The sequence below is a fragment of the Lactobacillus sp. ESL0701 genome (genome assembly GCF_029433445.1).
GTDB lineage: Bacteria > Bacillota > Bacilli > Lactobacillales > Lactobacillaceae > Lactobacillus.
This window is the reverse complement of sequence record NZ_JAQTIC010000003.1, coordinates 203,098-217,073: the sequence shown is the minus strand read 5'-3', so window position 1 is coordinate 217,073 and position 13,976 is coordinate 203,098. Positions and strand designations below refer to the sequence as shown.

At 34.5% G+C, this 13,976-nt stretch carries 8 protein-coding genes; all 8 read right to left on the bottom strand.

Annotation, left to right across the window (positions count from 1 at the left end; translation table 11 throughout):
- Positions 1–842: 842 nt before the first annotated feature.
- Positions 843–4,544, bottom strand: a complete 3,702-nt coding sequence (locus tag PT281_RS03960; protein WP_277152245.1) for a pectate lyase-like adhesive domain-containing protein — start codon at positions 4,542–4,544, stop codon at positions 843–845.
- Between the two features lie 282 nt (positions 4,545–4,826).
- The gene (asp2, locus tag PT281_RS03955) at positions 4,827–6,380 is read right to left on the bottom strand and encodes an accessory Sec system protein Asp2 (protein ID WP_277152243.1); all 1,554 of its coding nucleotides are present in this window, start codon (positions 6,378–6,380) and stop codon (positions 4,827–4,829) included.
- Positions 6,377–7,882 (bottom strand): accessory Sec system glycosyltransferase Asp1, encoded by a 1,506-nt coding sequence (gene asp1, locus PT281_RS03950; RefSeq protein WP_277152241.1) that lies wholly within the window; start codon positions 7,880–7,882, stop codon positions 6,377–6,379. Before asp1 ends, asp2 begins: the two co-directional genes overlap by 4 nt.
- A 4-nt stretch (positions 7,883–7,886) precedes the next feature.
- Positions 7,887–9,101 (bottom strand): hypothetical protein, encoded by a 1,215-nt coding sequence (locus tag PT281_RS03945; protein WP_277152239.1) that lies wholly within the window; start codon positions 9,099–9,101, stop codon positions 7,887–7,889.
- Between the two features lie 20 nt (positions 9,102–9,121).
- Positions 9,122–11,491 (bottom strand): preprotein translocase subunit SecA, encoded by a 2,370-nt coding sequence (gene secA, locus PT281_RS03940; protein ID WP_277152237.1) that lies wholly within the window; start codon positions 11,489–11,491, stop codon positions 9,122–9,124.
- Complete coding sequence (locus tag PT281_RS03935; RefSeq protein ID WP_277152235.1) at positions 11,491–11,667, bottom strand: hypothetical protein; 177 nt, start codon at positions 11,665–11,667, stop codon at positions 11,491–11,493. Before PT281_RS03935 ends, secA begins: the two co-directional genes overlap by 1 nt.
- 19 nt (positions 11,668–11,686) lie before the next feature.
- On the bottom strand, positions 11,687–12,538 hold the full coding sequence (locus PT281_RS03930; protein WP_277152234.1) for a hypothetical protein: 852 nt from the start codon (positions 12,536–12,538) through the stop codon (positions 11,687–11,689).
- Positions 12,519–13,973: a glycosyltransferase gene (locus tag PT281_RS03925; RefSeq protein WP_277152232.1), complete on the bottom strand. Its 1,455-nt coding sequence runs from the start codon at positions 13,971–13,973 to the stop codon at positions 12,519–12,521. The genes PT281_RS03930 and PT281_RS03925 overlap by 20 nt, the downstream gene beginning before the upstream one ends.
- Positions 13,974–13,976 lie beyond the last annotated feature (3 nt).

Genomic DNA, 13,976 nt, shown 5'->3' with positions numbered 1-13,976 from the left:
AGGCACATTAGTTGCCGCATGGGCAACCTGCGGTGAACTCAATAGACCACCTAAAATACCACCGATTCCGGCAGTACTCGCAGCTAATAAATTACGTCTGAGTGCCCGCGCCTTGTCAATCTTCTCCTTCTCTACTATTTCCTTCTCTAACTTTTTCTTTTGATCTGAATCTACCATCTTACACACCTAACTTAATAATAGTTAACTTGGATTTCATGACGGTTACCCGTTCTTTAACACTAACTTACATTAGTCTTAGACCTGAGAAAGTAGCTTGTTTATCATCTCTAGTAATAATCAAGCTACATTGTCTGTTATCTTTTTTGATAACAATCACTTTTACTAAACACTTTTTATAAGCCACATATTAATGACCTAACTGTAACTATTATAATGATTAATTCAATAAATTCAACGCCTATTTGGACACTATTATTACTCATAATAATAACAAAAAAATTTAATAACCATTGTATATAAACAAGCGTATTTATTATTGTATTTAGCGAATACTACTGAATAAACAGTAAAATAAAATAACATATCTAAAAAAATATAGTAATTATCACTTGAATAATTTAATCTAAAAAATAATTTATTTTTCTATGCTTTTACTAAATATTAAATTCAAAATAGAAAAACCGCTTACCAATTAAAATCAATATAATATGCAATTAGATATATTTTTAAAATGTATACGTTTTATATTATATATATAAAACGATTATGCAGAATTATCTATAATCTATTATAAATATTTGACCTAAGTTTAAATCCAAGCAAAAAAGCATTCTAAATCATAGTTTTAGAATGCTTTTTGCATTTTCTAGAACAAAATATTACTATTGATTATTTTCTGCAGTAGCAGCAGCGATAATTGCATCTACTTTGGCCGAAAAGTCATTATAAGCAGTAGTTATCTCTGTATCTGTTGTTGCCGCATTAACCGCCGAAATACCTGCTGTTAAGGCACTAGTTAACTGTGACTGATACGTAGCCTTATGGGAAACTGTTAATTTAGTGAGTTTCATCAAACTAGTTCTGGCATTAACCCATTTATTCTTAATATTAGTCGTTGCTTCATTCTTCAACTGATTATTTAACTTAGTTGAAGCATAACTTGCAATTTTACTCTTACTATCTTGATATACCGCATTAAGCTTGTCAGCATCAGTAGCCATAGTAATGCTCCGACTAGCTGCACTAAAAGCAGCATCAATTTTATCTTTTAAATCACTAGCATTAGTTATTTCCGGATGCTTATCAATATCTGCTTTAGCATTAGTACATTGCTCTTTAAGTAAATTGTTCAACCATGACTTACATATATCAAGTATTTGACTGGTATATGTATCACGAGCTTGGTTAATGGCTGAGTAATCTGTCTTGGCTTCTGCTCTTGTACTACCATGTTGACTATCAATATAACCATCACCAGCTTTAACTTTATTAGCAATCTGTTGACGAACATTTGCATCCGTAACATTTAATACTGTAATACAGTTGTTAGCATAGGCTTCAAGTTCAGACTTAGCAGCTTCATGGTTATAAATATCTAATGCTTGTGTATATTGATAGTTAATTGTATCAAAGTCAGTAGCATTATCAATGTAGTAAACAGCATCATCATGAGCCTTTTGAATCTTGTCTAGGTGTGGTGTTTGATCAGCTACACTTAATCCCGATCCTTTTACTCGAGCTGTCGCACTATCCAAACCAGCATCAAGGTCCTTTTCAGTAGCAGCTTTCATCTGTTTTAAGTCCATGATATTACCAAGATAAACAGTTGCCATCTTGTCTTTAATTTCAGGGTCATAACCAATGAAGTTAGCTTCTGGAGTCAAATCAATTGCGGCACCACTAAATAGACCACTTGTACCTGCTGGAATTGTGATGCTAAATGTCCCATCTGGACTAGCCTTGGTACTATAAACATGGTTCAAGTCTGACAAGACATCATTGGTATTAATATATGGATCAGCTACTGGATTAGCAGGATCTGAAATGATTCCCGATTGTCCTCTAAACTGTGCTTTAACATAAACATCTGTACCACAGCTCATTAACTTACTAAACGGATTATCTGATTGTACCGGACCATCTGTAGCATAGTTAAAGTTATCTACTTTACCCGTAATTGTAATTGAACCGTTAGGATTTTGATGATACGAAGCTTGACCTGGTACACCATTATCATCTTCAATATCCAAGAATCCACCCTCATTAGGTGATACCATTCTAATATTGTTATAGCCTGGGTTAGTTGGATCAGAGAATGCTGCAGAAATAATATCACTGAAGATTTGATCATACGGTGTTTGTTTAGCAGAATAGTCTTGCAGTACAGACATATAATACGGACCAAATACTTTTTGGAGTAATGCTACTAAAGATGAATTTTCTGGCTTAGCAAGATCAGTTTGAAGCATTTGAAGAGTGCCAGCAGAAATTGTCTGTTTACCGTTCAAAACTGAAATCTTATTAACACCAATTGTTGGTTTACCACCAACTGTCTTCTTCTGAACATTCAAAACATGGAATGGTGGTAAGGTAATTGGCTTCATTCCAGGATAAAGTGAACTAAAGTCAAATACTTGACGCACGTTCTTAATGTTAATTGCACTATCACCAATGATACTTGTGCCGGCAGCTGTATTCTTAGAAGCATTCAAGACTAATTCATTTGGATTATTAACAGTTAAGGCAGCTGAGCTGGAAACATCAAGTAAAGTAATCGGCTTGGTACCTGCACCATAAGCATTATCTCCTGGATGTTTAGGATCATCTTGCAATTCAATATGTAACGATCCGTTATTCAGATCCGCTTTACCAGTAATGTAAATTAACGTACCCGAATAGTCTTGCATATTCTTGCCATAAATATTAAGAGATGCGCCAGGTCCAACTGATAAACTACCCTGATCGTAAATCAAACTTTTAGCTCTAGTATTTCCACCAGTACTGTCTGAAATGTCACCATTAGTGTTAATGTTAATTGTCCCATTATCAACTAATTTTGCGTTATTACCGGTTTTACTGGTTAGCATAATCGCAGCTGTACGGTGCATATCTAAACCACCTGTATAGTCCGGTGTTCCGACATTAATAGTCAGTTTTGCTCGCTTATTAACAGTAACGGAACCTTCACCGTTATTAACAAAGATCCCACTAGCCTTACCGGTGTTTTGAGCATTATCACCATTATTACCAGGATCTTTACGAGGGTTCAGAGTTACATCAGCACCACTATCAATTAAGATATTGTTGGTCCGTGATCTACCGTTAGGACCAGCATTATCAGCAATACCTTGATCCAGTTCGAGCACGTTACCATCACTTGAAGAACCAACAAACTTACAATCCTTAGTGAAAACTAAATTTTGTCCTGGTTGATTAAGTTCAAATAACTGTTGTCCACCGCCATCACAAGTATATGTTTTTCCGTCAAGCGGACCAACATATGTCTGTACAGCATCAGCAGTAACTGTATTCTTAATATAAATATCACTATATTGACCACTATAAGTAACCTGGGAACCAGTAAAGTCAATATCATCAAGCGTTAACTTACATGGTGATGAAGTACCATCAACAGTATTATCAAGTCCGTAATAACTTTGAGTATAAATACTTAAGTTGTGATAAGTTAAATCAGTTGTTCCCCGATTAGCTGGATCAGTCGAGCCATCATCAGGTCTAGGTCCTGAATAATGCAAGTCAAGAATAAAGCGTTTATTTCTAGCTGGATCTGACTGAATTAAAATCTTACGTTGTGGGAAATTGACATCTGCTCTACCTCCGGTATTATCAGAAGCAATATCATTTTCAAGATCAATTTCACTAACAGTTGCATCTTTAAGTGCAGCCACAAATTCCTGCCAAGTAGTTACTTGCTTTACAGAACCAAAAGCTTGAGTTCCAACAGTTGGATCAACCTCTTTAGTTACAGGAGCCTTAGCCTGGTTGATTACATCTGTTGCTTGTACAGCTGAATCTGTAGTTTGATCCGACTTAGCAGTTTGAGTAGTAGATGTAGAATCTTTGGCTGCTGGTGCAGCAATATCTACGTTAGCATCAGAATCTGTTGAAGCTTTTGTTGGCTTAGCTGCCTTAGAATTATCTGGTGCTGAAGCAGTTGATTTAGTTGCAGCTGTGGTAGCAGTTGATTCATCTGTCTTAGTATCAGCTGCTTGTTCTTTTACTGCTGCTTGCTTTTGATTCGAAGTAGCAGTTTTAGCCGCTTTTTTACCAGTTGACTTGTTGTTCAAATAAGACGTTAAACCTTTATAGCTAGTAAGATTAGCCTTTTTAGCTGGCTTATCAGCTGGTTCATCCGTATTTTGAGTATTATTTGTTGCCTCATCCGTTTGTGTAGGTGTCACAATTGTATCAGCTTTAGTAGTTTGTGTACCAAGACCCATAAATGTTATACCCAACAAGACAGATGTTGCACCCATGCTTAATTTTCTAATTGAAAAACGTTCATGTTTTGATTGCGATTCAACTTTTCTGTTTTTCGCATCAAAATTATTTTTCCCTACCATATTTTTCCTTTCCGTATAATGCCCATAGCAAAATACTTCACACTTTTGTATTGATTAATTTTAAATCATTCTGTTTATTATGTAAATATATTTTTACATATAAAAACGCTATATAAAAATAACGTATTTAAGATTTTTTATGTGGAAAATATAATAATATTTATTAAGAATCTTAATATTATAGGTAATAATAAATAACAAAATATTTATTAACAGCGAATTTTTGATAATTTTGTATTTTTGCAAAAAAATAAAGCGTATAGTATACGCTTTATTAATAAACTAAAATTTTTGACCATACTTACTTCTAAGAATGTGATACAATTGCTGCTCAAACCAAGCCGCAATTGAACTACTATCATCATTATGCCGACCATAATAACCTTTAGAAATAACATGACGATCTGGATAATACTTTTGTAGAAAATTTTGTAATTTATTATAAGCAAAACGATCATAATCATCATTGCGCATATAACCTAAAACAAAATCTGTCTTACTAAAATCACCCTTTTTAATCCGCTGCCACATAATATCATCAACTTTTTGACAAGCTTCATGATCATTATTACCTTCAAGCATCAAAACCATATCAGTTGAGCAATGAAATTCATTTGGTCGATTAATTCGTAAATTTTCGGCAATTGTTCCTAAGTTCATTAATGGTTTAGCAATTACAATATTCCCCGGGCTTAGTAAAGCCCCATAATACATAGACGCGTATGTTCCCATCGAAATTCCTGACAACACAAGATCTTTAGTATCAAAATGCAGCTTAGCCAGGCAATCCTTAATTACTGTAAGGATTTTATTTTCAACTGCTGCATCTCCCAAATAAAAAGTACCACCTTCAACTCGTAAATCTGAAATTAATAAATAAGGAACTCCTTTAGAATGTAACATTCCTCGAGCCTCAAAAGTTTCAGCAGAGTGATACCCCGCAAAATAAACGGTGAGTGGCGGTTGCATATTTCCCGGATTAAACAAATAGGCAATTTCACCATTAAGTGAATTTCGATCAATAATCTTTTTACCGCCAAGATCTAGGAAGCCATATTTACCTCGAGATCTTCGCTGATGCAACGTACCAATTTTTACATTTCCGTGTCCACGCACATAATAATATATACTATAGAAAAATTTAGTCTTGATATCAGTAATCTCAATTTCTCCATTGTCAGCTATCAGCTGCTCACCACTTTTAGAAAATGTCTTAATTAACTGCCTATCTGAATTGAAGCATTTAACTTCGATCTTTAATTCTGCAGAACCTGTTGTTTGCATTTCAACTTTAAGAGTTGTGGCATAACGTTCGACAACAGATACACTATATGACAATTGACCTAAATATTGCCATTGATCGCCAAAATTTGCTTCAACATTAAAATAACTAGCGCCATAATAGGTAATATTATTTTGCAAATCAGAATTAAGTTCCAGCTGATCGATACTTACTCGATAACCAACATCAACATCAAAAAAATAATGATTAACAACATCTGCCAAATTTAACGGGTTAATTTTATATGCGCCCCGTAATTGTAAAGCTTGCAAAATGCTTACTGGTATCTCTGCATCATCACTATAAAGAATTCTATGTGCCGGCAGTTGCATTAACAATTTTACATCTTTGAGCCATGGCGAAGTTTTATCAAGAAAGAAATATGCAAACAAATAGTCACGATTAAACACATTCTTTTTAAAAACTGGTGATAGCTTATGCTTATTAAGATTAACAGGATCAGCCCATAAATATGAACAGTCTGTTAAAGCATCCTCGAAATTTTCTAATGGTTGAGCACCACTATGAAAAAGATACGTCTTTTTTTTACTCATCCTTGCAGCACCCGCTTCCATTGTTTAATGACCATCCTAAGCGACATCCGTTGAATTAATCGCACATTTTCAACCACAGCTACATTCCATTTATCGAGATTAGTTAAAAAGACTTCAACTGGTTCTTTAATTTCACCTTTTTGCTTAATCAAAAAGCCATTCTTACCTTCTTTGATTAAATTATTACTTTGATAAACAATTTGGGGGATCCCTATTTTTACTGCTTCAAGTTGTAAATCATAATTAGTTACCGGATCAGTATCAATAAAAATATGAGCTTGTCTTAAAACTGCTAATTTTTGCTCATACGTTGCATTTTCCGGACAAGCAAAACGGTCAAGAGCTTCAATTTGGTCAACATCTAAATTAGTTGTATCAACTTCATCAAGTGACTCAACTTCATCTATCTCGTTAAGTTCATCCTTAAATTCAGCAACCCAACCAGCCGAGACAGCTTTAAAAAATGACGCATACTGTAAATCAGCATCAGCCATGATCCTTAAATTTTTATTTTCCTTTAGTAGATCAATCAATTCACAAAAGCATTTCATTAATTCGTTATTATCAATCTGACCAACATGCCAATAAATCAACTGCTCTTCCCGTTCCATACTGGTTCCCAAAGAAAAGTCATTAAAGTATGGCGGAATTATATGCCATAATGGAACAAAATCAACTTCATTTTGCTTAAGCTCATCGAAAAAAAGATGCGCTAAAGTTTCATTTTGAAATAAATATTGATCCTGAGGCGTGACAGTATGATAATCCAAATTAACAATTTGATCATACTCAGTAAAGTAATAATAAACTTGAGCCTGCAACAAAAAATGACGAAAATCCAGACTCTCTTGACTTGGCTCAATTAATAGCTTTTGCTTACCTGTCAAATATGGTAATGCAAATTCACATTCAATTTCTGCTAAGTTAGTATATCTTGATTTTTGAAAACGAGGTTGCTGACGCGCTGGAATTGTTATTGTTAAATCCTCATTTTGCGTCATTACCAAATCACTCGTGGCATTAAACCATTCTTTACTAGTCAATTGACCTAGTTCATTAAAATAGCTTCGACTACTGCGAAAGCCGCGTAAATCATAACTATCTACTATTTGACCAGTTTTTTCATAATAAGAAACTAATTTTAGTTCACCACTACTGCCCAGAATAACTTCCATGACCCTTGTTTGATCATCAAACACTTCTACTTGTGTTCCTGATAAATAAATAAGCGTCTCTAGCTTATAATCATCGGGAATATGAAGATCCTTCAAGGTTAATGGCGAACCATCAATTTCAATTCCACGTATTTTATCAAACAAATAAATTACTTGTTTAGTATCCATGTAGTTCGCTAAGAATTGATCTGTTTCATCATCAAGAAGCAACAATTGATTGTCGACATTTTCTTCTTGTAAACGTGCAGATAGGCTTATCAAAGTATTTTCTTGATAAAATTTGTTTTTAGTATGTAAATCAGGAATCAATGTCAACATTTTTATCATCAACCTATTTCAAATCAATTACGTATTTTTTCTCACTGTTTAAAGTTTGAAATTCTTGCTCGATCATATCCAAAATCATAATCAAAATAAACAAGTTACCAATAAATGGGGTTAAATTCGCCATTTGTGGTAGCCAAAGACCAAGTAATAACGGCCAAATACTTAAACAAATCAAAATAAAACTACTTGCCCAAGTTAATCTTGTAAACTTATGCATAATAAATTTTTCAGTCTGAATACCTGGCACAACTTTATAAAAATAACTGCCATTTTCTTTGAAATTACGTGCCTTAACACTAGGCTGCAACGTAATTAACCCAAAAACAAAATTCAGTAGAATAATAACAATTGCATAAAAAACTATCCCAATTGGTTTATTAATCGAAACAATATTAAAAACAAATTCTCTAATCTTTAACGGCGAATTTTTAACTAGCATTGGCAACAACATAAACAATGAAGTTGAGAACATAAATGGCATCGCACCCGCAGTCAATAACTTAATTGGAAAATATGACTTAGCAAATTCACTCATTAATTGTGGTTCCCGATAGGGTACTCGTTCTTCAGCACGAATCAATGCCAAACCATAAAAAACAACTACCAAAGTTGTCAAAATCACAATAATAATATTAATAACTGAAAAATTAAAGTGACTGGTTCCCCAACCACGAATTAACAATGACGGCAATGATAATACTAGCTGTGGCACCATTAAAATTGCGGAATTACCAATTCCTCGTTCAGAAATAACATTTGCCAAGTAAACTGAAATCATTCCACCAGTTACCAAAATAATAATTGCTAGGTTAAAGCTGATATTATGACGCGCGACATAAACAGGCAATAGAGCCTTCTTAAAGTTATTTACATAGAGAAATGCCTGCAAAATTGCCACAATCAAACTAATAAAGTTTGTAATAATTCCCCAGGTATGCTGAGAAATTTGTCTTAATCTTTTCAAATCAAGTGAACTAACCGCTTGAACCATAATATTAGTTGTCATATATGGACCAATACCAAGCATTAGCAAAGATGGCCTGGAAGTTTGGGAACCAGTATACATTCCCAAAATACCAATTAACGTATTAGCTTTTAAATAACCAGCTGCAGTACTTTGCTTAACGAACGGAATAATAATGAACTGACCAAAGATATAAACTGTTACTAACAATAATGTCCAAAGAATTCGCTTATGTAAAACTTTCTTATCTACCATCGCCAATTCCTTTCTTAATTCTAAGCAAAATAAATTCGCATTCCTTTAATGTTACTGCCATTAACCTCGGAACAAAGTACATTACGCATAATATTACGCATAATATCTTCTTTCATGCGATTAAAGCTTGCCAATGCCTCTTTTTGATATTCAAATAATGGATTTGATTGACCCGTAGTTCGTTGAGCTGTTACTGAACGCAAAGCCTCAAGATTATCTACTTCATCAACCCAAGCATCATCAATTGCTTTTACAATTGCTAACTGCAGATAATATTGCCAAGCATCTTCATTAGCTAATGTATGCTTTTTGGCCTTTAACGCTTGCAATGCTGTCTTATTTAAAAAGCGCTCGCGATCATTATATGAAGCCATTTCTAATTCAGACTCATTCTTAAATTCAGAAGTCATATTATCACAAACAAAATCGTTAATTTCAGCTAAAGATAAATCTCCATTATTAAGGAAATTTTTGACAGCCTTTTGCATACTATGGATCACGACTTGATCTAATTCCTGGTTCATTTTGATAATTTGACCGCGAGCCTGATAGACAGCTTCACGCTGCAAACGAGCAATCTCACCATACTCTAAAACCATGAAGCGCGAAGATTGTTCCTCATACTTAACGCTTTTTTGTAAGCGACTAAAGAAATGCCGATATCGGTTGCTATACGGAATTTCTTGCTGCCTGTCATTTTCATGACGAGCAACTTTTCTGGCAATTTTTTTAGAAGGATAACGACCAACAAGCTGATCCTGCAGCGAAGTATAAAATACTGTCGTTCCTGCTTGTCCCTGACGACCAGAACGTCCACGTAATTGATCGTCAATTCGCTTAAGAGGCATCTTTTCTGTACCAATAACGAGCAAGCCGCCAGCCTTTTTAGCTTCTGGAGAAAGAACAATATCTGTCCCCCGCCCTGCAAGAGAAGTTGATACTGTAATCATGCCTGCTTGACCAGCAATTTCAATCATCGTTGCTTCTTGTGAAGCCGACCACGCATTAAGCAAACTGTGTGGAATATGCGCTTGCAGTAACATTTCTGAATACAAATTTGATAATGTTAATGAACCTGTTTCAATTAAAACTGGACGCCCTAGGTTATAATTCTTCTTAACTAAGTCAAGTGATGCCATCAATTTTGCTTTGGCAGTATAAAATACTTTATCAGGCTCATCTTTTCTGATACTTGGCTTATTAGTCGGCACTTCAACAACATTTAAGCGATAAACTTGCATTAATTCTTGTTTATCACCCTTGGCTGTTCCTGTCATCCCTGCTAACTGCGGGAATAAACGAAACAAATTTTGATAAGTAATGGTTGCAATAACTTGCTCTTGAGGACTATTCTCTAACCCTTCTTTAGTTTCAATGGCCTGCTGAATTCCAGCTTGCATTTGCATTCCGACCATTTTACGACCACTATTTTTATCTAACAAAATTACTTTGTCATCTTCAACAATATAATCACGATTACGAATATGAATCTTGTTTGCCTGCAGAGCAAAGATCAAATGGCAATACAAATTTGAATATTCTTCTGTTAAAATATTTTCTATTTTAAAGAATTTTTCAGCTTTTTTAATACCTGAGGCTAAAAACCAAACATTTTTCTGATCTGGACTTAAGGCATAATCAATGTCTTTTTCACAGATTTTGATAAATTTATCAGCTAAACCTGGATAATTTGACTTTCCCTTTGGTCGACCAGAAATTACTAGCGGCGTAGTTGCCAAGTCAAGCAAGACTGCGTCAATTTCATCAATTAGCGCAAATTCAAATGTCGGCATAAATTGCTGGTCCGCTGAACTAACCAGATTATTAGTCAGATAATCAAAGCCAAATGTCCCACCATCGGTATAAACGATATCATTAGCATAAACTTCTTTTTTGTACTTTATTTGATCTGTATCTTTATCATCATCTTTATTTTCATCTTCATGAAGATCAGCATTATAACCGACACTTAAACCGAGCCAACGATAAACTTGCCCCATATTCAGGGCATCACGTTTAGCCAGATAACTATTCGCCGTAATCAAAAAGTTACCATTACCTGCTAGACCATGTAAATACATCGGCATCGTGGCAGTCAGGGTCTTCCCTTCGCCAGTTTTCATTTCAATAACATTATGAAATTGCATGGCAACCGCACCAAAAATCTGAACTTTATAAGGTGATAATCCCAAGACACGTTTATCAGCTTCACAAACTACTGCGTAGGCTTCAACAAGTAATGAATTTAGTGACTCGCCAGCTTTAAGACGGTTGCGAAATTCAACAGTTTTAGCTTGCAATGCCTCATCACTTAATTGTTCATATTCTGTTTTTAATGTGATAATCTGGTTTGTTTTTCGCCAGTATTGGTGATTTCTAATATGCATCATTATTTCAAACTAAGTAGCGGTAATAACATCCCCGCTAAAATACCAGCGCCAACTAAAATATTCAACAAAGCTAACACCAATTCTGATTTAGTTTTGCGACGATCTTTCATTGAGGGTAATTCTTTCTTTTCATACGCAAAATCTTCCTCAATTTTTTTGGACAATGAATTCTTCATTAGCACACCTCAAAAACTATTAGACAATTTCGGCTTTCTTTAACGGGACTGTTGCATGACGTAATTTTTTATATGCTGTCTTATTCATCTTCACTGTATCAATATATGGAATTGTATCTTTTAAAATACTTGCCAAATTGGCACGTACTTCACCATTATTATCAACTGGATCTTCTGACAAATAAAATTGATTGTGTGATTTCGTATTTTGTAATGACGTTAATTCAATTCCCAAGAAATTAATGTTAACTGTATCATCCTTAGTCATTAATTTGCTTAATTGATCAATATAGAAATCAAGCAAATTATTATAACGCGCAATTACTTCATGTTCTTTTGGATCTTCAACTGTAATAAAGTTAAGATTACCTTCATAGTAAAAGTAACGAATTACTGGTTGACCTTGCATATCAACAAATTCAATCTCTTCTAAATTACCATTTGCATAATAAAGATGGCTATAAACTTTACCATCTGAAGCATACTCTTCAATGTAGTCATAACTGCCATCAGGATTTAAATATCGGATATCTTGAGTTGCACGACGTGTATTAGGAAACAAATATTCCCGGGCAATAAAAATCCCTTGATCATCGACAAAGATACTACTGTCTTTTTGCATTTGAACATAATCCATACTTGGAATATTAACTTCGTTAAAGTAGCGGTAAGTTGTAGGATCATATGTCCGACCAGTAATCATATCAATCAGAGTAGTTCCTTGAATGCCATTAGCCTGCAAGAAATTACGCATATTAGGCATTGAAGTTAAACATAAAAGTTGACCATTATTCTTTTTCAGTCTTGTTTTAATTTCATTAAAAACATTACCGCCTAAACTGTTAACTTCATTAATTAGCTCGTAATCCATCGACTAACTTCCTCCATTTTTTACTAATTGCACTATTACGGTATTCATCAATTCCAACTTGAGTATTACGACGCAGTTTTAAGTAATCTGCATCTAATAGACGTGTAATACCCTTCTTAATTTGAGCAACATCATAGGCTTCATCATCACGTTTAAAGTCTTCAATAAAGCCATTTTCACCATCCCGAATTAACTGGGTAGCACCAAAACGAGCATTAAACGTAACAACAGGTAATGCAGCATTGAGGGCTTCAATATAAGTTAAACCGAAACCTTCTGAAAATGAAGTTGAAATAAATGCATCGTGCTTTGGATAGACCAACTCTAAATGTTGTGACAAACCACGAACGTGAACGTATTTTTCAGCATGGTTTTCCTTGACGATTTCTTCAAGATGCTTCTTTTCTTCACCGGCACCGTAAATATCAAAACTAATATTCTTACCTTCATTATGCAGTTCAATAACTGCTTTTTCAGCAATATCAACATGCTTTTCTTTGGCTAAACGTGAAGCTGTAATCAGTTTTAAGCCGTTAGGTGTCCGATCTTTAAATTTCTTTGGTTTATCACTGATCCCACCAACTGGAATCGCCCAAATTTTATCTGCTTCATCAGGAAAGTTAACGAGCAAATCTTGACGCTGCTGTTCAGTTGATACGACGACACGATCAACCTTTTTAATGTGGTCAAGTAGATATTCGTAATAATTATTCCAAAATGGCTTAGCTGGATCAACACGATCAGCCAAGTGGTCAGCATGAATTAAGTAAATAATCTTAGCTTCTGGAATTGGATCATGCATTAATGCTTCATCAGCCCAATCTCCACGGTCAATATAAAAGTTGCTCTTACCACCGAAGAAGCGGTCTAATTGTTCAAAGAAATACCGATATAAGCGAACAATATTAGCAAAATATAGGTGTTCACCATGTTCGGTGTATAAATGGATGTTTTGCAAACGTCCTTCTTCATGAGCATTATTGATTGTTTCGTAAGAAACCTTCAACTCACCAGTTTTGGTACTAAAAATTTGTGTTTGATAAACGCGTACCATTAAGATCTTACTTTCAGGTTTTTGTTTATTATGTTCCTTAACAAAGTGATGCACGATATGTAATCCAGAATCAGTATAAAACTCATTCATCCGCATTGTATTAGTGGCATCTGATAAAATACGTACCTTTTTAGCTGGGAAAGTCTCAGTTAGACCATTCTTTAAATAATCATCGCCTAAAACAAAGTACTCCCACATATTAATGACATTTTCATTCTTTAAACGCCATTTATCCATTGCCTTATGCAATTCTGGTACTTCTGCTAAAAATAAAAAGCGGTAAGGAATCCCTGCTTCTTCAAATCGTTTGGCACGATAAAACTCGGAATGTTCAATTCCTGAATTACCCATCCCCATTGCTTGGTTAACGAAAAAATCCATATT

Coding starts and splice junctions, on each gene's coding strand:
- PT281_RS03960 (WP_277152245.1), bottom strand. CDS start 4,544: ATGGTAGGGAAAAATAATTTTGATGCGAAAAACAGAAAAGTTGAATCG.
- asp2 (WP_277152243.1), bottom strand. CDS start 6,380: ATGAGTAAAAAAAAGACGTATCTTTTTCATAGTGGTGCTCAACCATTA.
- asp1 (WP_277152241.1), bottom strand. CDS start 7,882: ATGATAAAAATGTTGACATTGATTCCTGATTTACATACTAAAAACAAA.
- PT281_RS03945 (WP_277152239.1), bottom strand. CDS start 9,101: ATGGTAGATAAGAAAGTTTTACATAAGCGAATTCTTTGGACATTATTG.
- secA (WP_277152237.1), bottom strand. CDS start 11,491: ATGATGCATATTAGAAATCACCAATACTGGCGAAAAACAAACCAGATT.
- PT281_RS03935 (WP_277152235.1), bottom strand. CDS start 11,667: ATGAAGAATTCATTGTCCAAAAAAATTGAGGAAGATTTTGCGTATGAA.
- PT281_RS03930 (WP_277152234.1), bottom strand. CDS start 12,538: ATGGATTACGAGCTAATTAATGAAGTTAACAGTTTAGGCGGTAATGTT.
- PT281_RS03925 (WP_277152232.1), bottom strand. CDS start 13,973: ATGGATTTTTTCGTTAACCAAGCAATGGGGATGGGTAATTCAGGAATT.